18 protein-coding genes are annotated in these 25354 nt (G+C 40.2%); 4 read left to right on the top strand and 14 right to left on the bottom strand.

The genetic code is table 11. The features are described from left to right. Positions 1-29 precede the first annotated feature (29 nt). The 3 genes from AC0L6N_RS01975 to AC0L6N_RS01965 are packed head-to-tail and all read right to left on the bottom strand — an operon-like array spanning position 30 to position 2960. Positions 30-713: a LutC/YkgG family protein gene (locus tag AC0L6N_RS01975; RefSeq protein WP_473478404.1), complete on the bottom strand. Its 684-nt coding sequence runs from the start codon at positions 711-713 to the stop codon at positions 30-32. Position 714: 1 nt separating this feature from the next. Next, entirely contained in the window at positions 715-2178 is a 1464-nt protein-coding gene (locus tag AC0L6N_RS01970) for a LutB/LldF family L-lactate oxidation iron-sulfur protein (RefSeq protein ID WP_473478401.1), read from the bottom strand. Then, positions 2175-2960, bottom strand: a complete 786-nt coding sequence (locus AC0L6N_RS01965) for a (Fe-S)-binding protein (RefSeq protein ID WP_473478398.1) — start codon at positions 2958-2960, stop codon at positions 2175-2177. The genes AC0L6N_RS01970 and AC0L6N_RS01965 overlap by 4 nt, the downstream gene beginning before the upstream one ends. A gap of 118 nt (positions 2961-3078) precedes the next feature. Here AC0L6N_RS01965 and AC0L6N_RS01960 point away from each other — a divergent pair, with 118 nt between their 5' ends. Next, the gene (locus tag AC0L6N_RS01960; RefSeq protein ID WP_473478395.1) at positions 3079-4005 is read left to right on the top strand and encodes a LysR family transcriptional regulator; all 927 of its coding nucleotides are present in this window, start codon (positions 3079-3081) and stop codon (positions 4003-4005) included. 115 nt (positions 4006-4120) lie between these two features. Here the strand turns inward: AC0L6N_RS01960 and AC0L6N_RS01955 are convergent, their stop codons facing one another. Both AC0L6N_RS01955 and AC0L6N_RS01950 read right to left on the bottom strand, forming a co-directional pair. Further along, positions 4121-6775, bottom strand: a complete 2655-nt coding sequence (locus AC0L6N_RS01955; RefSeq protein ID WP_473478393.1) for a family 78 glycoside hydrolase catalytic domain — start codon at positions 6773-6775, stop codon at positions 4121-4123. A gap of 269 nt (positions 6776-7044) precedes the next feature. After that, positions 7045-8499, bottom strand: a complete 1455-nt coding sequence (locus AC0L6N_RS01950; RefSeq protein ID WP_473478390.1) for a sulfatase family protein — start codon at positions 8497-8499, stop codon at positions 7045-7047. 554 nt (positions 8500-9053) lie between these two features. Between AC0L6N_RS01950 and AC0L6N_RS01945 the strand changes: the two genes are divergently transcribed. Beyond that, positions 9054-10460 (top strand): sulfatase-like hydrolase/transferase, encoded by a 1407-nt coding sequence (locus AC0L6N_RS01945; RefSeq protein ID WP_473478388.1) that lies wholly within the window; start codon positions 9054-9056, stop codon positions 10458-10460. A gap of 277 nt (positions 10461-10737) precedes the next feature. Here AC0L6N_RS01945 and rhaM read toward each other — a convergent pair whose 3' ends face one another. Further along, the gene (gene rhaM, locus AC0L6N_RS01940) at positions 10738-11052 is read right to left on the bottom strand and encodes an L-rhamnose mutarotase (protein WP_473478386.1); all 315 of its coding nucleotides are present in this window, start codon (positions 11050-11052) and stop codon (positions 10738-10740) included. A 276-nt stretch (positions 11053-11328) separates the two neighbouring features. On the opposite strand from rhaM, the gene AC0L6N_RS01935 reads away from it, so the two are divergent. Next, positions 11329-12726, top strand: coding sequence for an FGGY-family carbohydrate kinase (locus AC0L6N_RS01935; protein ID WP_473478385.1), 1398 nt, complete (start codon positions 11329-11331; stop codon positions 12724-12726). Positions 12727-12918: 192 nt separating this feature from the next. Here the strand turns inward: AC0L6N_RS01935 and AC0L6N_RS01930 are convergent, their stop codons facing one another. The 8 genes from AC0L6N_RS01930 to AC0L6N_RS01895 all read right to left on the bottom strand — a co-directional run bounded on the left by AC0L6N_RS01930 (position 12919) and on the right by AC0L6N_RS01895 (position 23028). Then, positions 12919-13710: a DeoR/GlpR family DNA-binding transcription regulator gene (locus AC0L6N_RS01930; protein WP_473478383.1), complete on the bottom strand. Its 792-nt coding sequence runs from the start codon at positions 13708-13710 to the stop codon at positions 12919-12921. A gap of 708 nt (positions 13711-14418) precedes the next feature. After that, positions 14419-16119, bottom strand: a complete 1701-nt coding sequence (locus AC0L6N_RS01925) for a purine-cytosine permease family protein (RefSeq protein ID WP_473478381.1) — start codon at positions 16117-16119, stop codon at positions 14419-14421. Positions 16120-16255: 136 nt separating this feature from the next. After that, entirely contained in the window at positions 16256-17548 is a 1293-nt protein-coding gene (gene rhaI, locus AC0L6N_RS01920) for an L-rhamnose catabolism isomerase (RefSeq protein WP_473478379.1), read from the bottom strand. Positions 17549-17571: 23 nt separating this feature from the next. Then, positions 17572-19764: a bifunctional rhamnulose-1-phosphate aldolase/short-chain dehydrogenase gene (locus AC0L6N_RS01915; RefSeq protein WP_473478376.1), complete on the bottom strand. Its 2193-nt coding sequence runs from the start codon at positions 19762-19764 to the stop codon at positions 17572-17574. 649 nt (positions 19765-20413) lie between these two features. Continuing rightward, positions 20414-21097, bottom strand: coding sequence for an SDR family oxidoreductase (locus AC0L6N_RS01910; protein ID WP_473478374.1), 684 nt, complete (start codon positions 21095-21097; stop codon positions 20414-20416). A 412-nt stretch (positions 21098-21509) separates the two neighbouring features. Further along, entirely contained in the window at positions 21510-21830 is a 321-nt protein-coding gene (locus tag AC0L6N_RS01905) for an aldehyde dehydrogenase family protein (protein ID WP_473478373.1), read from the bottom strand. Between the two features lie 17 nt (positions 21831-21847). Next, positions 21848-22141: a hypothetical protein gene (locus tag AC0L6N_RS01900; RefSeq protein WP_473478370.1), complete on the bottom strand. Its 294-nt coding sequence runs from the start codon at positions 22139-22141 to the stop codon at positions 21848-21850. Continuing rightward, positions 22072-23028 carry an outer membrane protein assembly factor BamB family protein gene (locus tag AC0L6N_RS01895; RefSeq protein WP_473478367.1) on the bottom strand — a complete coding sequence of 319 codons (957 nt, stop codon included), beginning with the start codon at positions 23026-23028 and terminating at the stop codon, positions 22072-22074. Before AC0L6N_RS01895 ends, AC0L6N_RS01900 begins: the two co-directional genes overlap by 70 nt. A gap of 160 nt (positions 23029-23188) precedes the next feature. On the opposite strand from AC0L6N_RS01895, the gene AC0L6N_RS01890 reads away from it, so the two are divergent. Continuing rightward, the gene (locus AC0L6N_RS01890; RefSeq protein WP_473478365.1) at positions 23189-24169 is read left to right on the top strand and encodes an AraC family transcriptional regulator; all 981 of its coding nucleotides are present in this window, start codon (positions 23189-23191) and stop codon (positions 24167-24169) included. The last annotated feature ends 1185 nt before the right edge of the window (positions 24170-25354 follow it).

The raw sequence follows: 25354 nt of genomic DNA, 5'->3' as shown, positions 1-25354 counted from the left end.
AAATTCAGAACGAGATAGCCGTTCCTTTATTAGCTATTGAGTAACAATACTATGAGTTCTTTTGGCCCATGAGCACCATATGCGAGTGTTTGCTGGATATCTGCGGTCTTAGAAGGCCCGGAAATTAGCAGTACGTTAGTGGGTAACTTGTCATACCAATGCTCTTGTGAAATTAGGGCTGCAAAGTCGCTTACCATTTTTTGAGCGTCGACAAGAACAAAATGTATGGGCGGAACTAACGATAATGTGCGAGGCTCCTCAACAGAAGGCCATAGAACAATAGTACCTGTGGCAGCGATAATGCATCTAGAACTCGTAAAACTAGCTGGACATTCATCAAATAGCACATCCTTGTTATCATGTAGTAAGAAGTCAAATTGCCGCAGTTTTACCTCTGTTCTGTGCCTAAAATAAACTTCTATTGACTCGGAATGCACACCTTTAGCGCCGTATAAAAGAGAATCAATGTTTCTCTTCTTTAATTGCTCCTCTATTACGGTAGGAAACGACTCTATCGTTACAGGTAGAACGTCAGCATGATTGCTTTGTAAAGTCGTGATGAAGTGCTGAATGGCTTTTTCGTGCGACATTGTTGGATACTGGTACTTTGGTTCGTCAGGGAGTTTTTTATAATCAGCTCCAGCAACGTCTGACTTGAGTTTGGATAGAATTTTATTTCTTGATGTCTGGCTGTGGTATTTAATCGAAGTCATATTATTCTCCTATATCTCGGCGTTCGTTGATTAGTTCATGCAATGTTTTCTCCGCTATATGCGGTGCAGTTCTAACTGACGTCCAAGGACCTATATTGCTAGGCACTAATTTACGAAATCGTGTCACTAACCACATGGATACTCGATACAATACACTGTAGCTATGCACGATACTCCACACTTTCCATACGAGGGCTTCAGACGTTTTACGATTTGCCCCCTGCCCCCTCATCGATTGAGGCTTGTCTGCTTTTGGCCTAACACTTTCTTGCCTTAGGCGTTGTAATAACTTTGGAATAGGTATTTTAACTGGGCATACCTCACCACATGCACCACACATTGATGATGCCGTAGGTAAATCTTTGGTAGCATCTAATCCAAGCATGTGTGGTGATATAATTTTTCCAATCGGTCCTGGATAAACAGTACCGTATGCATGTCCGCCGACTCTTGTGTAAACAGGGCAGTGATTCATGCAAGCTCCACAGCGGATGCACTGTAACGTCTGTCGTAACTCATCATCTGCAAAGGCCTGGCTGCGACCATTATCAAGCAATACTAGATGAACCTCTTCTGGCCCATCTTTTTCTTCTGCCTGTCGAGGTTTGCTGATCATATTGAAATAGGTCGTGATTTGCTGACCCGTAGCGCTTCGCGTAAGAAGGCTCAACAGAGGGGGTATATCATCGAGCAACTCGACTACTTTCTCGATACCTGTAATTGCAATGTGTAAGTCAGGAACCGCTGTGCACATTTGACCGTTACCTTCATTCTCAACTAAGCAAAGTGTGCCCGTTTCTGCAACAGCGAAATTAACACCTGTAATACCCACATGAGCATGTTTGAATTTGTCTCTAAGAACCCGTCGCCCTTCATTGATCAATTTGTCAACGTCAGTAGTTCGTGTGAAGCCTGGGATTTTGTCGGCAAAAAGATCCGCGACTTGTTCTTTATTTTTATGAATGGCTGGAATAATAATATGCGACGGGTGCTCCTTCGCTAACTGAACTATATATTCCCCCATATCAGCTTCTAGGCATTCTATTTGCCGCTTTTCTAAATAATCGTTAAGCGACGTTTCTTCGGAAACCATCGACTTACCTTTGACTACTTTTGTGCCATTTTTTTGTTCAATTAGCTGAGCGATAATGTGGTTGGCTTCATCTATTGTCTCTGCCCAGTGCACATTAATGCCATTTCGAGTTAGATTTTCTTCAAGTTTTTCTAATAGATAAGGTAATTTTAATAAACTACGTTGTTTTATTAACTTGCATTGCTCTCGCAATGTCTGCAGTTCGTTATCATCAGGGAACGCAGTTCTGCGTTTATCCATGAGATAGTCCATCGCACCACGGAAATTACTACGTAATTCAGGATTGGCTAAGTCTCTCTCGACATTAGAGCGAAACTGTCTAGCTGTTTCAGCATATTTGCTTTCGTTTGGGTTCACTTGATGTACGGTCATAGCTCGTCTCCACCTAAAGTTGGATCCGTGCGTGAGAGTAAGTAGCTTGCTATATGCTCACCTCGCATTGATTGGTGCTGATATTCCAACGCACCATTTATATTCATCATGCAGCCATTGTCCGCTGTGATATATCGTACAACGTCGGCGTCTAACAAGCTTTGTGTTTTATCCGCGACCATCGCACCTGATATATCAGCATGCTTCACTGAGAACGTGCCGCCGAATCCGCAGCACTCGCTTTCATTTTTATGTGTAATGAGCGTGACATTGCCGAGCTGTTTCAGTAACGACTGACCTGTGATGTGAACCCCCATTTCGCGCCTTGCGGCGCAAGAGGTATGCAAAGCGACTTTCTCGTGCGGTCCATTATCAGTGAGTCGAACTTTCAGCACATGAACCAAGAATTCAGTGAATTCAAAAATGCGTTCACAAAATTTATTTACATCTATTTTCCCATCTAGCAAATCTGGGTAGTGATGACGCATCATACCGCCACAAGAACCGGAAATAATGACAATTGGAATATCTAATGGAAATTGTTTTATTTGTGCAAGGGCGACCTTCCTTGCTTCATCCTGATATCCAGAATTATAAGCAGGCTGCCCACAGCAAGTCTGCCCCATAGGATAAATCACCTCAATTCCTTGTTGTTCTAGAAATGTAATTGCGTCAATACCAGAATTGGGAAATAAAGTGTCAGCTAAACACGTTCCGTATAAGTACACTTTATCTGGTTTAACTGGATAAACCCGCAAATGTTGGCTATTGAGTGTTGTCATTATATTCTCTTAGACCTTGTTTCGTGTCGGTGAATTACAAATATACTCCCCTCAAATTTAACTGTATATTGACAGTAATAACATAAACTATTTCCAAAACAAACATAATGAGAGTGTGATGATTGGTGCATCTGAACTAGCAATATTTGCGGCTGTAGTCGAAGAGAAATCTTTTAGTCGAGCGGCAAAAAAGATTGGGTTGTCAAAAACAGTAATTAGTAAAAAAATATCAACACTTGAAATTGAACTCAACACTCAGCTCTTATACAGAACCACTAGGAAGCTCAGTCTTACTGACGCCGGTGAGACCTTGTACCAACACTCTAAGGGGATAAACCAGCAGGCAATCGATGCTCTCGCAGCGGTCAATGAATTATCGAGCGATATTTCAGGACATATAACTATGTCTGTACCCACAATATCAGGGGAGCTACTTTTAGCTGATGTAATTACAAAATTTTGTCATGATTACCCTGCCATCAGCATCGAACTGCGCTTAGAAAACAAATTAGTTGATCTGGTAGAAGAAGGAGTGGATCTTGCGATTAGAACAGCCGAGTTGGAAAATTCATCTCTAATTGCCATCCCATTATTGAAGTCGACATGGGTTGTTTGCGCATCACCGGGCTATTTAGCCTCCAAACCTAAACTTCGAGTAGTCGACGACTTATTGGAACATAATTGTCTATGCTATGACTTACAGACGATCGGAAGTAATGAGTGGCGCTTTTTAGACAAGACCATTTTGAGCAATGATGATAAAGCGATTAAAGCTATTAAAGTAAGGGGTAATCTTTCTTCAAATAATGCATTTACCTTAAAGAAAGCAGCCCTAAATAATGCTGGCATTATTTATGTACCCAAGTGCAGCGTGCATGATGAACTAGTTTCAGGTGCATTAGTTAAACTACTAGATCAATACCAAACTCGTCGCTTAGGAGTCTTTGCTGTTTACCCTTACACTAGGTTAAAACCAAAAAAAATCGATCTCTTAATCACACGAATAAAGTCTGCGTACGAAGAACTTCAACACTACTTCGAATAAAGTGATGAGGTGACATATATTGCAAACTACACATATCACCTAATATTTCTTTTCCGTATAGTAATTTCTATCAACCTGACACTATTACGGTGACCATATACATTATTAAAAACTGTTAATGAATAACGATACTTGCATTAATCTTATACTCACCCGGCGCCAAGTTAGTGATGTTCGAGTGTTCCTGCAAGCTGCCATTTATAGTAACTTCGCTTGCTGACTCAGCTGGCAATACAATATCAGCAGTGGTATTTTTAGGTATCGTTACTACCATTACCAATTTAGAATTGTTAATACGCCATTCAACAGCGACCTTACCCTGCGGGGTATCATAATACCCACTAGCCGTGGTGAGCTTTTGGTTGAATTGAGGTTCGATACGAATATGTTTGAAGCCAGCTTCAGACGGTGTAATACCTAAAATCCCTTCGTAAAACCACCTTGAAACGGTTCCATAAGCGTAATGGTTAAGAGAATTCATACCCTCTGAATTAAAGCCATCTTCGATGGAGTATGAGTTCCATCGCTCCCAGGTAGTGGTCGCACCATTATTAATAGAATAAAACCATGATGGATAGGATTCTTTAAATAACAAGTCATACATTACATCGCTTTCACCAGCACTTTGTAACACGCTAGTGAGTAGTGGAGTACCTAAAAAGCCAGTCCGCAAATGGTTATTCGCGTCACTGATTAATGCCAGTACTTTTTTCTCAGCAACTTTCTTCTCTAGTTCGCTAAAGAGATCAAATTCGATAGGCAAAAGGTAACTGGTTTGAGTAGGGATACCGGATTTGAGATTTAGCTGGTCATCAAAAAACTCCGCTCTAAACGCTTGTTTTACTTCTGTATAATGTTCGCTCAAGGCCTCTATGTCTTTTGCTTTACCTAAGACTTTTGCTGATTTAAGCGTCAACTCAATAGAGCGTGCGTGATAAGCAGTACCAATCAAGCTAAAATTAGTATCGCCTCGATTGCCGCCTTCACCAGGGGTTTCTGTTTGCGGGTAAGGTTGCAGCCAATCGCCAAATGTTCCCATTGATGAAACATGGTTTTTACTTTTTGAGCGGTGGAAATCTATCCATTTTTTCATCATGTCATAGTTATCGGCGAGGATTGTTTTATCGCCGGTCATGACATATAGCTCCCACGGAATAACGGTTGCAGCATCTCCCCAACCAGAAGATTCAAAATTTAACCAGTCAACAAACGGGATATACAGTGGAATCATCCCATCTTCTTTTTGCTCCTCTCGCATACTTTCAAGCCAAGCCGCCCAAAAACCGTACACATCAGCCATGTACATTGAAGGAGTGGCGAAAACTTGTGCATCACCTGTCCACCCCATGCGTTCGTCACGTTGGGGGCAATCGGTAGGTATATCTAAAAAGTTCCCGCGCAATCCCCAAACAATATTGTCAGCAAGTTTATTCAGTTTAGCACTCGAACTTTTAAAATTAGCATGAATATTAAAATCAGAATGCTGAACATACCCTTTTACCCAATTAAGATCTGGTGCTTTGCTCGCATCGTATCCAGATAATTCAATGTAGCGGAATCCATGAAAGGTAAAGGTAGGTTTGTAAGTAATGTTGCCACTTTTATTTGGTAAATAATGGTTGGTCGATTTTGCTGAACGATAGTTATCGGTGTAAAACTCACCCATGTTTAATGCTTCAGCGTATCTAACGGTCACTTGTTGGTCTTTGATAACAGGAATGGATATTTGCGGGACGCCCACCATATTTTGTCCTAAATCAAATATCGCTTTACCATTTTTTACACTAACGAGTTCAATCGCTGGCATAACGCTAGCATTGATAACGGGTGTATGACGTTTGGGCTTAAGCTTTACTTTACTTTCTAAGGGCTCGGCTAATGTATTCACCCAGTCTGAATCGTTAAAATCAACTGTGTTCCAACCCGGTATTTCATAGGCTTGGTTGTATTGCTCCCCATCATAATTGCTGGAAAAGCGAATGGGTCCATTTTGGCTGGCATGCCATGAATCATCGCTAACGATGACGTCTTTTTCACCATTAAGATAAGTAATTTCAAGTTGCGCTAACAAACGGGCCGGTAGCTTATTATCTTGCTCATAAAGTTCATAGACACGGCCTGCGTACCATCCACCTGCAATGCTGGCCGCCAAAGCATTCTCGCCGGTTTTAATTGAATCGGTTACATCGAAGGTAAGGGTTTCGATCCGCTTGGCATAAGGGGTCCAGCCAGGGGTCATGACATAATCGCCGACTTTGTTTCCGTTTAAATAAGGTTCAAATAAGCCTTTGGCAGTTATATAAAGCCGAGCTTGCTGAATATCTTTTTTAGCGACAAACGTTTTACGCAAGTATTGAGCAGTGGCCAAAGTAGAGGTTTTTGGCTGACTGTGGGAAATATCGGTGGCCGGATGACCAATCCATTTAGCTTGCCAATCCTGATTGTTTAACAGGCCAAGTTCAAATGTATTGATTTCACTCCAATCAGAAACGTGATCGTTTTCATCCCAAAATCTTACGCGCCAAAATGACTTCTGGCGTGAGGTTAGTTCGGCACCTTGATAATTTACCCATGACGTTTCGCTGGACAGTGTTTTTTTACTATCCCAAAGCCCTGATGATTGCCCGAGAGTTTGTATACTACTGGCAACTTGTATTTGATAAGCGCTTTGACTCTTTGCTTTAGCTTTAGCAGATATCTGCCAGGAAAATCTTGGCGATGACTCATAGTATCCAACAGGATTAACAAATCCTTCACCCACTTTTAGCATATGTGGCGCTAGTATTGACGATTTGTCAATATCGACGTTTTTGGCTGTACACGATATGACGAGTAATAAAAGGCTTAAAAAACTTACATTTCTTATATTTATCAGTCTTAACATTTTAATATGTATCTCTTTTCGGTTAATGCTAGGTTTTAGGCCTTAATAAATCGGGGAGATTACCTATACTCCCTATTAATTCATTCAGTCAAATCGCGGCGATGAGGTTGTAGCGTTAAGCGTTTTTCAATTCATCAACTAAACACGACAATCGTTTAATTCCTGACATTATTAAACGATTTTCGTTGTTTAACTTCCTCACTTCTTTGCGCCTCATAACGCTCTATGTAACCGTCCGTTTTAAGACTTAACATTTTTAATGTTGATTGATATTTAGGTAACTCAGCTAAATTAAATTTCTCTTGTGGATCGTTACGTAAATCATAAAGTTGTTGGAATCCGTTTTTATAAAAATCTACATACTTCCAATCTTCTGTTCGAATGCCTACTGTGGGAGGAATGGACACTCGTTTAGGTTGATACATATGCTCGAAGAAAAACTCAGTACGCCAATCTGTAGGTTTATTGCCGTTTAAAAATGGGGTAAGACTGCGGCCCTGATAAGAATCTGGTGGATTAAGACCGGCTAATTCAAGAATAGTCGGTGCAATATCGATATTCAAAACGAGATTGGTATTCTCTTCGCCCTGCGCAGCTTTATTGCGTGGATCGTAAATAATCAGTGGAATACGCAAGTCCTCTTCCCAACCAAACCATTTACCAGCGAGCTGTCGCTCATTAATATTATATCCATTGTCACCAGCGTAAATGATGATGGTATTGTCAGCTATACCGGCTTTTTCTAATTGCTGTCTAATCATTCCCACTGCTTTATCGACGCCACTAATGGCACGATAATGACGTTTAACCATTTTTTGATATAATTCATCTGTGCTATAGCGATATTTCCAACGCACATTACCTATCGATTCTTTTAAGAACTCGGGGAGTTTTTCAAAGGTATCGTCTCGTGAAAACTTAGCAGGTGGGATCGTAACATCGGCGTAATAGTCCTCAAACTCTTCTGGATAATGATACTGGTCTTGTTGGTCAATATCGTGGGCATGAGGGTCCCAAAAATTTACCGACATAGTCCAGGGTTTACCATTATTTTTTGATTTTTTTATAAAGTCTTTAGCAAGTTCAGCGATGTAATAGCTTTGTGGGAGCTCGATACCGTTATATTTGGCAGTTTCAGCTTGTAATAGAGGCTTATAGTAATCAAAGTGCTCTTCAGCTTCTTTTGCCAGTATAATCTCGTACTTGCCGACAAAAGCAGATTGATAGCCGGCTTCCTTTAATAATTTTGGATAGATATTATTTGATTCAACAATCCCAGTTGACGGCTGCTCAAAGGTATAGTCGTGAGTTCTTTCTGTTAAACCTGTGAGTATACTAACTCGACTAGAGGCACAAATTGGAGTGGTGACGAATGCATTTCTAAAAGCAACTCCTTTTGTTGCTAGCTCATCTATTGTTGGTGTTTTGATGATCGGATGGTACTTTCCGATCAGATCCCAGCGGTGGTCGTCCGCTAAAATAAATAATATATTCGGCTTTTTCGGTTCGCTCTTAAGCGCTATTTGCTCGTTCTTTTCTTTTACGCTGCAGCTTGTGATTAAGATCACACTCAAAACGAGCAAGTAAAATTTTCTATCTATTTTTTTCATTTTTCACCAACAAATAGGCCAATAAGCTTTATTAGAAGTTATATTCATATTCATCCCGCAATAACATAACCACCAACTTCAATCATAATACTTCACCAATAAGCATGAGATGTCAAATAAAAACACTTTTTTTGTTAAAAAATTATCAATATTATAAGCACCATCGAAGTGGTCTGTAGCAGAGCTCCTCTTAAGCAATCAAACTATAACCAATTGATAGTAAATGATTAGTGCTAATCTAACCGCACTATATCGAAGTAATCCAACAGGAATAAAATCGATTTAAAATCAGGAATTGTTAAAAATCATATCTTGAAGCATCATCAAGTTAGGTTTTTTATATTGTATTTTTGGGAAAATCGTTATTAAATTAGTCAAATGAAATCATATTAGCTCACCAAATTGAGCCGCGATTGAAAACCACCGTCAAAGAAGCAGTTAATTGATTAAGTTAGGGACAGATTAAATATAAGCATCTGTATCTACTATGTGAACTTTAAACTTCAGTCTTGTTTGATAATGCAAGATTGAATATGACCAGCCGAGGTAAAATAATGAAAATCAAACATCGTAAGCTAATGCTTTTATTATCCAGTTTAGCATTGGGGTATTCAGCCTCAAATTATGCCGCAGAAAAGCCGAATATTATTTTTATTTTGACTGATGACCTTGGTTTTAATCAAATAGGTGCTTATGGAAATACGCCAATTAAAACGCCTAATTTAGATACTATGGCGAGCAATGGTATTCGATTTACTCAGGCATACGCTGGCAACACAGTATGTTCACCTTCAAGAGTTTCATTATTTACCGGGCGCGACGGGCGGTATATGAGCAATAACTCAAACACTGTGCAACTAACCGAGATAGATATAACCGTCGCACATGTCATGAAATATGCGGCTTACGACACAGCTTTGTTTGGTAAATACTCTATCGGCTCTCAGATGGGAGTCACAGATCCTTTAGCAATGGGTTTTGATACATGGTTCGGCATGTATTCAATTTTGGAAGGTCACAGGCAATATCCTCAGTTCTTATGGCGAGATGGTCGAAAAATTCGTATTACAGAAAATGAGGGAGGAAAAAAAGGAGCTTATGCTCAGGAGTTATTCACTGAAGAAGCCATAAAATATATAAAACAAGAGAGAGAAAATCCTTTCTTTATGATGTTAACTTTCTCATCTCCTCATGCAGAGTTAGCCGTTCCAGAAAAGTATAGTAGTCAGTATGCTCTGCAGGAAACCCCCTATTCAGGTATGTCTACGGGCACACCAAGTGATAAATACGCATCTTATTACCCAGAGGCTGTTGAGAAACCGAATGCCACTCTGGCAGGTATGGTCACAGCTTTGGACGACTACGTGGGCCAAATAATAGATGTATTAAAGTCGAAAGAAATGCTAGACAACACAATCATAATATTCACGTCGGACAATGGTCCTCATGACGAAGGTGGAGCAAATCCTGAGTTTTTTAAAGCTGCATATCCATATAAAGGTCAGAAACGAGATTTATATGACGGTGGTATTCATGTGCCCATGATTGTTCAATGGCCTGATAGGATCAAAAAAGCACGTGTAGACGATACCCCTTGGTTGTTTGCTGATATATTGCCAACACTTGCTGACATAGCTGATGTTGATCTAAATGTAGTCCCACGAGTTAGGACTAATGGTGTGTCAATAACCGGACTTTTAGGCGATGATCCGCTAAAAATGCCTGAACGTATACTTTATTGGGAGTTTTCTAAACAAGTAGGGGATCCGAATTCAGGAATTATTGGTGATACTTTCCAAGCGGCCCGCAAAGGCGATTGGAAAGCAGTAAGATATGGCTTTGATGCACCCGTTGAATTATATAATATTACTAAAGATCCCCATGAATCTAATAATCTTGCTAGTACCGATAAAGAGCGTACAAAAATGTTTTTAGATATTTTTAATAAATACGACGACTAAATGAAATAGGGAAATTCGGGCTACGAATGACTTCACATTAACGGAGCTGTAGCCCTTCACTTAGCGATATAGTCTGAATTAATCTCTTTGCTTAAGGTTAAAGTTGATTTGGGGTGTATGTTTTTATTCTGAATCTTTCTTTACTAACTCTATTTTTGATATATCAATTCTGTGCAAAGTGATGGCATTCTAGCTTTTTCTGAAGTGATTTTTTAAGCTTAAAATATCTCCTCGTTACTAACTTTTTTTATTTATCTAAATGCAGAATATACTTTATTTATTCTAAGTGAAATACCAACTCGATAGGCTCAGATAAAGGTGAATTGTCCTCGTTGGTTTGCATGATATCAGCCATATAGGCCCACCACTTTTTTACAATGGGCTGAATCGATAACGTATCCATTTTATGATCTGATGTTCTCTTTAATACAGCAAATAGTGTATTGGAAGTACTATCAAAAAAAATTGAATAGTCAGACACGCCTGCCTTTCTCAATTCAGTGACCAATTCAGGCCAAATATTGTCATGTCGTCTCTTGTATTCATCCTCATACCCAGGGAGAAGGGTCATGATAAAAGCTATTTTTTCCATCCTAATTCCTTAAAAATGATAATACTGTGTTTAGCGTTTTATTTACGAAATAACAAAAGCTGTAGAGATATCCCATTTCGTGATTTAGACCAATAAAAATCGCCTCTCAATGCTTGATATTGAAACATTATGATTGATTATGCAAGGTTAATTATTTATTCTTAAACGGTTATAGAACACTGTATTCGAGAAGAGACGTCCAAATAAATAGACCTTTAATTATTTTCGGATCAACGTCACTTTTACTAAATGTTGTTAACCACCCGAGAGTGAAACATGTCAGAACTCAAGAACCAAAATACTATTGTCGTAGATATTGGCAAAACACACGTCAAAATACATCTTTTAGATAGAGACTTTATATCGATCTGCTCTAAGCAAATGAAAAATATTGTCGTCAAAGGTGAATATCCAAGTGTTAATGTCGAGGGGATCTGGGAGTGGCTCGTTGTTAACCTACGCGAACTAAACAAACAATATACAGTTAAGGCATTAACCTTTACCACACACGGCGCAACAGCGGCGTTGATTGATAGAAATAGTGAAAGTATCGACGGACTGGTTTTACCAATATTAGATTATGAGTATGATTGCGCTAAAGACGTTAACGCAGAATATGCTGCTTTAAGGCAAGACTTTACCAAAACATTTTCTCCTAACTTACCCCTCGGATTGAACTTAGGTAGACAGCTTTTATGGCTGAAAAAAAACTATTGTGAACAATTCTCAAAAGCCACTGACATTTTACTTTATCCACAATATTGGGCATGGCGGTTCACTGGTAAACGTCAATCGGAGATAACATCCTTAGGTTGCCATACCGACCTTTGGTCTATTGCAGATAATAATTATTCTTCGTTAGTTACGAATTTACAAATTAAAAATTTATTTCCATCGATTAAACCTGCCTATTTTGATTGCGGCGAAGTCCTTCCTGAAGTTGCTACCAAACTAGGTTTAAATACTCAATGTCGTTTTTTCAGCGGTATTCACGACAGTAACGCAAGTTACCTTCGTTACAAATTGGCAATAGAGCAAGAAGAATTTACGGTTATTTCAACGGGTACGTGGACTGTTCTAATGAACTCTCAAGCAAAACTTGGCAAGCTTGATGAAAATAAAGATATGTTAGCAAACATCGACGCAATGGGTTCGCCAATCGCATGTGCTAGGTTCATGGGCGGCCGTGAATTTGAAGAAATTTGTGAAAAAGCAGGCTCTTGGCTTGGAGAACAATTCAATGAATCTGACGTGCAATCTATCATCGATTTAGAAGTTTTTGCGCTACCTAATTTTAGCGAAGGAAGTGGCCCATTCGGCAAATGCGAAGGACATTTTATCGGGCCAGTGGTGAGGATCAGCGGTATCGCATTAGCCACGTTGTATTGCGCGCTAATGATTGATTATCAGCTAGAAATGCTTGCGGCAAAAGGAAAGATTTTCGTAGAAGGCGCTTTTCTAAAAAACCCCATATTAACGTCTATTTTATCTCAACTCAGACAGGAGCAAGAAGTCTTTTTATCACAAGATTCAACAGGAACCGTCTACGGTGCAGCGCAATTAACAGATTGGAAACAAAAGAAATGTGAGGTAATTACCGAAAAAGCATCCGTAACACAGCTAGTTAATCTACAGGCTTATCGTAGTGCTTGGCGCAACTTGATTAATCTATAATAAACATAAAATACCATGTCACTACAGCTCACACTTACAACTCGAACTTGCAGTATTGAGAGTTGTAAGTTCCCTGAGCAATTCTTAACTCAATAATCCTATTATTAGCAGTGCGAGGATGCATATTATACGGCGAGATAACTCAAACTACTGACTAACGTTTAATAACAATGTCATACCTGAGTCACCTTATTAATCCCTTTCATCCGCAGCTTCAACAACAATAACTTCAATATCATGGGATTCAAAATACTTGATGAGTTCATCGTCAGCACCTGAATCGGTAATAAGTACATCTACATCGGATAACGGGCAAAATATGAAATTGCTTCGAGTACCTATTTTGCTGCTATCAGCAAGAATGACTAGTTTATCGGTTTGTTTTTTCAGTTTTTGCTCTGAACGAATTAACAATGGGTCAGATTCCATCACCCCAAATTTTCCGATACCAGGCGTCCCCATAAACATCATAGAACCATGATAATTTTCGGTAGTATCTTTTTCGTAAGAACTAAGAATGATACCTTGCTCACGATAAAGCTCTCCACCGGGTAGTGATATTTGATTATCACTATTTTCAGAAAGATAATTCGCAAGGACAAAAGAGTTAGTCAAAATATTCAACTCTAATTTAGCTAAATATTCGCCCATCATATAAGTAGAACTACCACCGTTAACAATAATTGCATCGCCGTCAGAGCAAAGTTCAGCAGCCCTCTTCGCAATCAATTTTTTAGTATTAACGAATTTATTTTTATCCACCGAAAATGCTGAACTAGCCAAATGTGGTTTTTTTGTGGATTTATTTATCGACTCAGCGCCACCTCTAATCTTTGATATTTCACCACGCTTAGACATTTTAATGATATCGCGTCTAATTGTGGCCTCCGACGCATTTAACTTTTCAGTCAAATTACGAACACTAGCAAATTGTTGCTGAGCGAGAATATCTTTAATAAGTTGCTGTCTATGCTTTTCTAACATAAAAGAGTTTATCCTTCTCAATATGTTGTTTATGAAGGGATCAGTGCTATTGGTCAAAACCACTAACTTGCGGTGTAAAATAATACCACATTATGAAGTAATTTGATTGTAAATGTATAAAGTTTTAATCATTGTAAGTTACTAGAAGACCATCTGAAAAAATGACCTACAGCGTATGAACACAGACTAGCCTCGTGAAGCTTAAGCACCGTGTCCAATTTCACTTTTTGGTATCATCTGCTGACTGTGCACTTCGTTGACGACTAAAGTCAGTCGCTGGCCGATTCACTAGATATTATGGAAGGATATGCTCTGACGTTTAATTTCAAGCATCACACAGAAATCTAGTCGCTTTAGTCTTAGGAAGAGAGTGTGTTTTACTTTATAACTGTGAAGGTAAAGAATAAGTGACCTACTGTCCCCCTATTCACCGCAGCCTAAAGTTTTAATGTCTGAAACTGCGGATGAAGACTGTCATCATTTGTGGCTCGATAGTCACTTCAACCTAGAGGTAGGTAATCATAAACAGAATAGAAACGAGTTATTTACTAGGTAATATTATTGCTCACCAAAAATCCTCGTTAATAAGGTGTTCTAGCACGCTACTTAAAAGGCGATTTACCTTTCCTTCAAAGTAGCTTACTTGTGCCAGAAAATATTATCAGAGTAGTATCTAACCGATAATGATGTTTTAAAATATAATTATAACTAATCTGAGCTTAACTGCAGATCATCGCCTACGCGTGGATACTTAGCTTTGCTTATCTCAATATATGAATAAGTAGCTGTAATAAAGTAAATCAATGTTGGAAGTATCAGCCACGCTGTCACCAATCCAATACTGTTAATGGCGTATGACATAATCCCCAAGCATGCACAGGCCATTAACGCAGCCCAAGATATATATTTAGCCACAATAGCATTGAATGGAGCATCGCTAGATACTGCTTTCAAGCTAGCTTGGGCAGACGCTAGATAGGCTAGTTCTGCTTGTTTTCGCGATAGTTCCGTCGCTTCGGCTATAACTGACTCAGGAAATATTTTAGTTGCTCCCATGCTGGCAGCTAAAGCAATATAGAGAAAAGTGGCAAACGTCCACAGTGGTACCAGTATGAAGAACAAATGCAGTAAACCCGAAGTCTCCAAGGCTATTCCCACTAACATAGAAACAATCCACGTAATGAACGCTGCCCAGTTCGTTGAATTACCTTTATAAGAAGACCAATATCGAGTAAAGCCAATTTTAGGAAAAAGCCAGTGCTCTGCGACAATAATAGCGCCAACTGGGGCTAGCAGTAGGCCCATATAGCCCACAAACCCAAGTAAACCCGAAAATACAAAAGGAGAACACGCGATAATAGTCGTAATTACGCCTACCACTGTCGTGACTTTGCTGCGACTCCAAGAGTGATTCAAAGAACTAAATGCCAAACCAGCGCGGTAAATCGTAGGGTTGGAAGTAGTCCAACCTGCAATAATAACGGCAAGTATACCCGAGGCCCCTAACGCTTGATAAGCTACGGTTCCAGGATCAATAGAAGTGATACTGGTTTTTAATAAAATTGCAGCGCCAGCCCCCATGATACCGGCACAAATCCAAGCTAAATAGTGCCCAATAAACATACCCAATGCTGAAAAGTAACCATATTTAGCGCTTTTGGCGAATCTGAGTAACGTCATGTCTCCCAAGCTACCGTGCATGGCTAAATTAGCCACCCAAGCGAACGCTGCAACGTGCAAAATGCCTATGCTACCGTCGGTATCTTTCCAAATTGATTGATTTGCTACATATAAAAAGTCATTAAAACTATGAATTCCATTAACTCCAGCAGTAGCAGCTACGGATGTGGGAAGCATCACTAATGCACCAACAACGAACATTAAAATCATCCAAGGTGCGCATACTTCAGCAAATGCAGCAAGTTTTTTAAAGCCTTTGACAGCCATATATACCACCACTGCTCCCACACCTAAAACAACTAAAACAAATCGAAAGTCAGTTGGAAAATATCCAACCTGATCATCAATACCGAACAAAATCCTCACGGCAGAAGCAGAAACAGTGATCATTGCCCCGGCCAATACGCAGAACAAAACACCGTTCACAACGCTATATAATTTGATTGTCCCAGGCCCGGCAATTTTTTCTAAATAAGCATAGAGTGTTAAACGAGTATCTGTAGCTATAGGTGCGGTGATTAAGGCCCAAGTAAGTACGGCCAGCAAATTCCCAAATAATAAGCCGATTAACACATCTGTAGCGCCGACCCCCCAAGATACGAATAAAGCGCCGATAACGAATTCCGTACCGGCAACGTGTTCACCAGCATAACTAGCGGCGAATGTTTTCGCTGATTGTAATTTCGCAGGACTAACGGGTGTAGTTTCAAATTCTTCAGCTGCCGACATTTTACCTCCAAAGTATCGACATCTTGCTTAGTTCTTAAAAAGATAGCCGACATTTATTATTCTTATTTTTTATCAATACCAAGCAGCAAAGACAGCTGTATATCTTTACTGCTTGCATTGTTGGATAAAGTGATACTTAAACGATACCTGAACCGCTGCCACCACTTGATGGGCGTTTAACTGCTACCAATGACCGATAATTGGCTTTGCGATAGGTAGCAATTGGGTCAATCGCGCCCCCTTTCTTCATACGAGCCATCGCTAAGATAGGAGAAACGTCAATATTAAATGCATTCTTAAGCGTGTTGCTAGCCATTAACGCGTCATTATTAGCCTGATACTCAGCCAATTTAGCGCGGTCAACTAATAACGCAGAAACGTAAGAACGCTGTACACTTGCCGCAGAATTCATCAGGCTTTCAATCGGATCGGTGACATTATGTGACTGATCTAACATGTAGTTTGGTTTGAACCCTTCTTGGTTGCGGAATTCAGCATCAACCAATTCGTTGAAAATCAAGAATTGTTGATAAGGGTGCAAGCTGCCGCTGTCTAAATCGTCATCTCCGTATTTGCTGTCATTAAAATGGAAGCCACCTAACTTTTTGAACTGAATCAAACGGGATACAATCATTTCAATATTAACATTTGGTGCATGGTGGCCTAAATCAACTAGTGACTTGGCTTGCTCACCTAACTCCATCGCCGCTAATATATTGCTACCCCAATCTTGGATCACCGTTGAATAAAAAGCAGGTTCAAACATTTTATGCTCTATGTGCAATTCCCAATCATTAGGTAAGCCGGCATAAATCTTTTTCATGCTTTCTAAGTATCGTTCAAACGCATGTTGAAAATGTTGCTGACCCGGATGGTTTGAACCATCCCCCACCCACACGGTTAAGGTTTTAGAACCGAGCGTTTCGCCCCATTGAATGCAATCGAGATTGTGCTGAATCGCCAATTCACGAGATGCTTCGCTAGTATTGCTTAAGCTTCCGTATTTGAAGCTATGTTCTTGGCCGGGTTGATCTTGAAAGGTATTCGAATTAATCGAATCCCATTTCAAGCTTAAACTGTCAGACGTTTGCTTTAATTCGGAGAAATCATCCACTTTATCCCAGGGAAAATGCGGAGAAACACGCTCAGTACACTGAGACAAATCATTAATGACCGCGCAGTCTTCTAACTTTTCCCAAATGTTACGTGGCTCACCTTCACCCGGAAAACGTGCGAAACGTGTACCACCTGTCCCCGTACCCCATGAAGGCACTGCGATTTGGAACTCTTCAGCTTTAGTTGTGATATCGTCAATATTAATATTCGCACGTGCTAATTTGTTGCCTAGCGCTTGGTAATCTTCTTGTAAATCGGCCACTAAGGTCGCGTTTTGGTCAGCAATGAGAGTTTTATCGATACGTTGAGTCATATTATGTCCTATTTTATTTGGGCTTAGCGCAGGAAAGCTTCATGAAGACCACCATCAACAGACAGTACCTGCCCAGTTGTCTTGCTAAGCTGACCTGAAATTAATAGATAAGCGGCTTCAGCTTGATCAGCTGGCGTAATTGCTTGCCTGGTTAACGTTCTTAAGGCGTAAAATTCGGCCAATTTGGTGCGCAGCGTTTCAGTATCTTCTGATTCTGCAAAAGCGATGTCGTATTTGGTCAGTGATGCCATTACGCGGTCGCGAGGGAACATAGTGCTGCCTTTAACCACGGTCGCAGGCGCAAGCGCATTTACATTAATTAAAGGCGACAGCTCAATAGCTAGTTCGCGGACTAAGTGATTTGCAGCTGCTTTGCTTGTGTCATAGGCGAGAGATCCTTTCTTAGATACCGCCGCGTTGACACTAGTCGTTAATACTAACGAGCCAGAAAGCGCTTGAGCTTGCCAAATTTTATTCGCTTGAGTAGCGACTATGTATCCGCCTTTCACGTTGACATCAAAGCTAATATCAAACATTTCATCGTTTTTATCTTCGTCAGCACCCGGTGATAAGAAAACACCCGCAGTAACAATGACGTTATCAATACCACCATAGGCAAGCAGCACATCATCAAACATGGCTTTTACGCTGTCACGTTGCGTGATGTTGACTGCTAGCGCTATCGCAGGACCACAACCTGAGATCCCTGTTCCAGCCACGCCAATGCCTTGCCCATATATTGCCGATAACTCATCCGCTGTCTTTTGGGCTGCTTCGAAACGCAAATCTGCACAGACTACATGAGCTCCTTCTTTGGCAACTCGATGTGCTGTTTCTTTCCCTATGCCGTCACCCGCCCCCACTACAACAACTACATTACGGGCCAATGGTGCTTCAACTGGCATACGTTGCAACTTAGCTTCTTCTAATGCCCAGTACTCAATATCAAACGCTTCTTGCATTGGCAGTGCAGTATATTCACTAATGGCTTCTGCGCCGCGCATCACTTCAATAGCACAGTTATAAAACTCTGTTGTTACCCGTGATTCACTTTTATTTTTACCCCAGCCAATGACCCCCACCCCTGGAATCAGTATAACGGTTGGGCTTGGATCACGCATCGCTGGAGAATCATCGCGCTTACAAGTGTTGTAGTATTCGATATAATCTAGGCGATATTGCTCGATACCCGCTTTTAGCTTATCAACAAGGGAATCAAAGTTGTCCGCCTGTGGGTTGAAATCAACATACAAAGGTTGAATTTTGGTACGTAAAAAATGGTCGGGGCAAGAAGTGCCAAGTTTCGCTAGTCTTTTAGCATCAACACTGTTTACAAATTTCAATGCATTGTCGTCGGTTTGCACAGTCGCAATAAACCTAACTTTGTTTGATAACAGTCCTCGCGCCACTGGTAAAAATTGGGTTAATAAATCTTTACGTGCTTGCTCAGTCAAGCTTTCATATTTAGCCCCACCAAACGTAGCATCGCCTTTGTCGTGAGATTCAATATACCGAGCGGCCGTTTCAATAACCCAAAGAGAAGTTTCGTAACAACTTTTACTTTCACTATTCCAGTTAGTGTGACCATGCTGTCCTAGTAAAATACCTACAGAGTCAGGCTTTGCTGCATACGCATCTTCACATACTTTAGCGGCTTCCCAACCTGGGCGCATCCAAGGCACATAGGCCATTTTTCCGCCCCAAATAATCTCAGTCAACTCTTCTTGCGCTTTACACGATGCAACAGCAATAACCGCATTTGGATGCAAATGGTCAACGTGTTTATCTTCAATCATTGAGTGAAGCGGCGTATCAATTGAGGAAGCGCGGGGGTTTAAACAAAAATTACAATGTTTGTACATTCCAATCATCGCGTCTTCACCGGCAGATTTGTATCCTTTATCGGGAAATGCTTGATAAGTCGCATCCAACGCCTGCAATTTCCCTTGGTATAAAGACGAAAAATTCTCTTTTTTAGCCGTGCGTAGATCACCTCCGGACCCCTTAACCCATAGAACTTCAACTGATTCTCCAGTAAGGGGATCTTTTTCCATAAGCTTTGCAGAAGTATTACCACCGCCTGTATTGGTTATGCGCTGATCTGCGCCCAATATGTTTGAACGATAAACAAGACTCTCAATCGGCGTTAACTCATTTGCTAAAGAATCATCCCAGCTATAATCGACATGTTTAAAATCTTCTTTTTTGCTCGGCATCTTGCGTATCACTCCAATCAATTAGTTTGAAAGTACTTATTTGAACTTTGTAACATAAATATTACATCGATAACAAACACAGTCAAGCATTTTTAATCATAATCAATCACAATAAGGTCAATTCAAGTCAAGAAAATTTATCAGATATTAAATGCAACCGATCTTTCTAATAGAATCCGATTATTCGAAATCCCGGATCCATATTTCCTAGTCGAGCATAAAAAGTCACTTTGATGATAATCGAAGAACTAATCCTGTAGACAAGTTAGTAAAGACGCTTCAGATATATAGGAGTGTGATATGAATACTTATTTTGCGCGTGGCACTTATTTATTGCAGAAAGTGCAATCCTATTTATTAGCGAGCGAATTTCAATGAGCGGAAGGGTTTTTGCACTTAATAGGAATATACCGACATTCGGTCTCTAACATATGCTTCCTGTATTTTATAACGTAGGTGACTTCTGCTGGAACGATAAGCCGTTCCATCGCAGCTTTCATGAGTTTGAATTGAACCTGAGGATAACGCCCTTGCGAAGACCCTAGTGCGATAACCCATAAGTGCTCATCAAACTTTCCAGCCATAAAGCTGTGATAGATCCCAAGCTTTTCAATGTTATAAGGTTGTACGAATGAATTATTATCCGTATTTACCACTCAACCTGTTTGCCTTCCCAGTCAAAAAATTGTCCCGTTTGCTCTAGTGTCAAATCTTTAGCCAAAGTAACAATGCCTGAAGCACTTTCATAAACTGAAATATCCGCGTCAGAACCTCCCATGTCTGTTTTAACCCAACCAGGATGAACGGGATGGACAGCCACACCAAACTTTCTCAGCTCTAAAGACATTAACTGCATGACCTTGTTTACGGCTGTTTTGGAGCTGCGATAAGCATACAATTCTGTGCCCTCATTTTTCAATGACCCCATTTGGCTTGAAATTGTAATAATTCTTGGTTTTTTAGATTGCTTTAAATTTCTGAGTAATGAACGACTAACCAACAATGGGGCTATAGTATTAACGGCGAAGGTATTAAGCCAACCTTCAGCTTCGATTGTTTCAAACTGTTGATTTTCAGGATGAATTGTTCCTGCATTATTGATGAGGATGTCAATCGTAATATTTTTTAGTTTATTTGAAAGCATCGAAATAGATTTTTCATTTGTAACTTCGAGTTCAAAAACAAACAAGTTATTATGTGAAGATAAGTCGCTCAACCCATTAGTTTGCTTTCCGCGATAGGTGGCAATGACTTTATAGCCCAGGCCAATAAATTGTTTGGTTAATTCAAGACCAATACCTCTAGAGGCACCAGTTATCAATACGGTTTCCAAAGTTCATCCTCCATTATCGATGTTGACCTTTCGAGTTTTTGCCATATTTATACTTTGACTTGAGATGTAGTGATGTTATTCGAAAGAGTAAAGGACGGCGATCAGTAGCTATTCAATGTATAACCTAATAGACAATAATCGCAATCCTAGGCGCCTAACTAGTGATCATTTTGGCGGGTAATAAAACGACATGGCGCTAAAGAGAGCACGTCCGATTAAATTAGCATTATTTCGTTCGGATATAAAAATGTCCATGTAAAAAACGTCTTATAACTTAAATCGTAACACTAGATAATTTTAGAATATTATTTTTGCTATTAAATTCGATGAAACATTAATAGCCCATTTATTTATTAAAACTGAGAGCGTTCAAATAAAAATTTATCTAATTGGGGCAACATCAATGACGTTATTAACTATCTAATCCACCCAAACAAATGTATTTCATATCTGTATAATCTTTTAAGCCATATTTGGAGCCTTCTCGACCGTTACCTGATTCTTTCATGCCATCAAAAGGTACCATTTCATACCCTATCGCAATTTTATTAATACCGACCATACCGTATTCAATATTTTTTGTCATTCGCCATGCAACCCCAATATTACTAGTGTAAACATACGAAGCTAAGCCAAACTCAGTATCATTAGCCATTTCAGTAGCGTGCTTTTCATCCTTAAATTTAAAAATTGGCGCGACTGGCCCGAATATCTTTTCCCTAAAAATATCCATTGTGTTATTCACGTTTGTTAAAATTGTGGGTTCAAAATAACAAAGGGCTCAGCGGACAGGAATTCACCCGTTTCGCGGTCAAGCACATAGAAAAAGCCATTCTTCGGCGCTTGCATAATGACTTTGCGTTTCTGCCCTTCAAGCTCCAATTCTGCAAGGATCATTTGCTGAGCGGCGGTGTAATCCCAACTTTCACCCGGTGTGGTTTGGTAATGCCAAACATATTCACCTGTGTCTGGCCTTACGGCAACGATAGAAGATAAAAATAAGTTATCTCCCCCCCCCCTGAGCTGCGTATTTGTTGATTCCAAGGAGAGCCATTACCGACACCCACGTACAGTAAATTAAGATCTGAGTCGTAGGCCATAGAATCCCATACCGTGCCACCGCCGCCTAGCGTCCACCATTCACCTTTCCATGTTTTGGCTGCCATCTCCAGAATGGGATTTTCGAAAGGCTTCGCAGGGTCGCCTGGCATTGTATAAAAGCGCCATTTCTGTTTCCCTGTGCGCCCATCATAAGCTGATACGAAACCGCGCACACCAAACTCTCCACCTCCATTGCCAATAATAACATTTCCCTTTACCACTCTTGGCGCGCCGGTAATTGAGTAGGGTTTGTCAGTGGGTGTGGTTTGAACTTCCCAAGCGAGCGAGCCATCTTTAGCGTTAACTGCGACTAATCTACCGTCGAGAGTGCCTACATAGATCTTATCTTCCCAAACGGCGACACCTCGATTGACGACATCGCAGCACAGATGAACCGCCCATTCAGGAGGCACCTTAGGATCATACTTCCATAGCTGCTCGCCCGTAACAGCATTAAGAGCGTACACTTTGCTCCAGTTACCTGTGAAATACATTACTCCGTCAACCACGATCGGCGTAGCTTCTAAACCGCGAGTTCCTTCCAAATCGAAAGCCCATGAAAGACCAAGCTTTGAGGCGTTACCAAGGTTTATTTTGTCTAAGGTGCTGTAACGCTGCTCCTTGTAAGTTCTACCATGAGATAACCAGTTTTCTGACTCTGACTCAGCGTTAACCAAGCGCGTATCTGACACGCCTGAAGAAGAGACACTTTTAGCAGGTACCGGCTTTATTTCTTCAGATGCTTTACACGCAGTGGTTACTAAAAGCATGAATATCATCATGCAATAACTCGCTGTTGAAACGTTTGTATTTAATGGTTTATCGGCCATGTGTTCCTCGATTATTTATTAGAATAATCGTTAGAACACTAGGGGATAATTCACACGCTCACTATCCGAATAAACGCGGGACTATCCACTTTTGATATTTATTGACAAGATAAGTACATTCGGGTTACTAAAAAAGAAAGCGTTTTTAACTTGTGATGAAATGAATCCCATTTTTCCCCTTAGCCAATTTTCCAAATTCTCGTCTTCAAGCGTAGATGAGGCCCAAAGAAATGTGGCGAATATTTTTTGTCCTCACCAATTTACGCTACTCAATAGAAGCAACACATTTTCTACCCAAGTCAACGAAGCCCCCTTCGGAAAATCAGCGTTAGTGTATATTTCATATGGTACTGCGGTGAAAATTGAAACAGAACAAATAAGCAATAGCTTTTTGGTTCAAGTCCCTTGGAAGGGAAGCGACCAAGTAGAAGTCGCAGGTAGCAATACGATTATCAGACCTGGTTTAGCGAGCATTATCTCGCCAAATCAAGAGATGAGAATGCTCTGGTCACAAGATTGCGCTTTTTTTACCGTCAGACTCGACAAGAAAAAGATAGAAGAAACACTTGTGAATATACTCGGGTGTGCCCTGCCCATCCCATTGGTATTTGAGACAACGTTTGATCTGAACAGCCCTGAGGGCAAGAGTTGGCTCAATGCGGTTCACTTTATATCTCAGCAGTTAGAGTTATCGTTACAGCCACAGACAACATTCGTTCTGTTGCAACAGTTGGAGCATACGCTGTGTTTAATGCTGCTAAACTTAACTCGACATAATTACAATACACGGCTATTACAAGAAACCGTTAGCGTAGCTCCAAAAACGATCCACCGCGCAAAAGATTTTATTCACCAAAATATTCAGCAACACATCACCTTGGAAAAACTAGCTCAAATCACTGATGTTGCCCCTGCCACCTTAACCAAACATTTCAGCCACTTTGTTGGCTTGTCACCAATGAAGTATGTGCGTAATGAAAAGCTCTCTGAAGTGCGTCAGATTCTGCTTTCAAATCAGAAGAATATCTCGGTCACCGATGTCGCATTAATGTTCGGGTTTAATCATTTAGGCAGATTCGCTGAATACTATAAAAACCGCTTCGGAGAACTACCCTCAGAGACTTACCAAAGACACAGCTGACTTTGTCTTATTCAACATTGTCAGAGCAAGTGACGATGTGGCTACACCTCCTCCCCAAAAAAATGGAACGACTCTCTACAGATGAGCAAGCGGCCCCCAGCTAAACGAATCATACTGAACCCAATTTGTACAAATCTATGTGCCTTTCCTGAGAGAACGGATCATGAATTTTTTATACTTCAACTGACGTAATTTTGCTCTTACTTTGCGCTATGAAATTTTAACACGAGAGACTTCACAATGTCATAAAAGTGCTCGATGAAAAACCATCAACAACTTAGATGTCAAAAGCAATCAACAGAGCGAATTTTCTACTCATTTTATTATTAAAGTAAAATCGTAAAGCCCTTACCAATCATGGTGAATTTTACTACCCTGAAAACAACTAATTCAACTGGAATTTGAAGTGTTACTCCTAAAAAGGAAGATGCGTTACTCCTAACAAAAAAAGTTAGGAGTAACGGGGGGAGGCGGATCAAAATTTTAGATCTTCCTTTTTAGGAGTAACGCATTTTGCTTACGCTGCGAGCCCGTTTTTTGACTTGCAAATAATCTGTAATGCAGAACGCATAAAACTCGATGATTTCAGCGTTTTTTTGAGGTTTAATCAAACTGTGTAGCCCGACTTTTAACGCTAACGAAAAATGGCCGATTTGAGTAAATGAAATGAGTTAAATAAAGGTTCAAAAAGCTATGTTACTCAGTCAAAAAATTGCTTTAAACGACTCTAAAAAGATGTACAAAAAAGTAACTTTTGCCGTAAATATAAAGCTCTTTTTGATGCTTAACTTTCTTTAACAAAGTACACTTTTGCTAGACTTTCTTCGCTGATAAAGAAGTCATTTAGTTTGCTATTCAAATCACGAAAGTAGCGTCTACACAGTGTAGAGCATGCCCCAAACGTTCACTCTTTTTCGAAGCAAAATAGGCAAAAAATTCTTAAACCGAAATTTTATAATACCCCATTTTAAGCAGCAGCCATTTGTAGAAAATCTTTAAGCCGCTCTCAATAATTGCTCAGGTGCACACTACCTATCGCCATAATAGGTTTTTCATTGTTGCTGATCCATAGCCAACCTGTCGCTGAATTTTGTGATTTCTCGACACTTTTAAACATATCTAAGGCTAGCCACTCATGCCAAACAGTGCGATTAAATTGTTAAACGTAGGCATTTTGTGTAGATT

The organism is Paraglaciecola sp. G1-13 (assembly GCF_055809255.1).
Note: the sequence above shows the minus strand (reverse complement) of the source record. Positions and strands in the feature narration are given on the sequence as shown.

Bases quoted from the DNA above. Each gene is read 5' to 3' on its own strand.
- AC0L6N_RS01955 (WP_473478393.1), bottom strand. From the start codon at position 6,775: ATGCTAAAAGTGGGTGAAGGATTTGTTAATCCTGTTGGATACTATGAG.
- AC0L6N_RS01925 (WP_473478381.1), bottom strand. From the start codon at position 16,119: ATGTCGGCAGCTGAAGAATTTGAAACTACACCCGTTAGTCCTGCGAAA.
- rhaM (WP_473478386.1), bottom strand. From the start codon at position 11,052: ATGGAAAAAATAGCTTTTATCATGACCCTTCTCCCTGGGTATGAGGAT.
- AC0L6N_RS01905 (WP_473478373.1), bottom strand. From the start codon at position 21,830: ATGGATATTTTTAGGGAAAAGATATTCGGGCCAGTCGCGCCAATTTTT.
- AC0L6N_RS01890 (WP_473478365.1), top strand. From the start codon at position 23,189: ATGAATCCCATTTTTCCCCTTAGCCAATTTTCCAAATTCTCGTCTTCA.
- AC0L6N_RS01895 (WP_473478367.1), bottom strand. From the start codon at position 23,028: ATGGCCGATAAACCATTAAATACAAACGTTTCAACAGCGAGTTATTGC.
- rhaI (WP_473478379.1), bottom strand. From the start codon at position 17,548: ATGACTCAACGTATCGATAAAACTCTCATTGCTGACCAAAACGCGACC.
- AC0L6N_RS01915 (WP_473478376.1), bottom strand. From the start codon at position 19,764: ATGCCGAGCAAAAAAGAAGATTTTAAACATGTCGATTATAGCTGGGAT.
- AC0L6N_RS01975 (WP_473478404.1), bottom strand. From the start codon at position 713: ATGACTTCGATTAAATACCACAGCCAGACATCAAGAAATAAAATTCTA.
- AC0L6N_RS01945 (WP_473478388.1), top strand. From the start codon at position 9,054: ATGAAAATCAAACATCGTAAGCTAATGCTTTTATTATCCAGTTTAGCA.
- AC0L6N_RS01965 (WP_473478398.1), bottom strand. From the start codon at position 2,960: ATGACAACACTCAATAGCCAACATTTGCGGGTTTATCCAGTTAAACCA.
- AC0L6N_RS01960 (WP_473478395.1), top strand. From the start codon at position 3,079: ATGATTGGTGCATCTGAACTAGCAATATTTGCGGCTGTAGTCGAAGAG.
- AC0L6N_RS01950 (WP_473478390.1), bottom strand. From the start codon at position 8,499: ATGAAAAAAATAGATAGAAAATTTTACTTGCTCGTTTTGAGTGTGATC.
- AC0L6N_RS01935 (WP_473478385.1), top strand. From the start codon at position 11,329: ATGTCAGAACTCAAGAACCAAAATACTATTGTCGTAGATATTGGCAAA.
- AC0L6N_RS01970 (WP_473478401.1), bottom strand. From the start codon at position 2,178: ATGACCGTACATCAAGTGAACCCAAACGAAAGCAAATATGCTGAAACA.
- AC0L6N_RS01930 (WP_473478383.1), bottom strand. From the start codon at position 13,710: ATGTTAGAAAAGCATAGACAGCAACTTATTAAAGATATTCTCGCTCAG.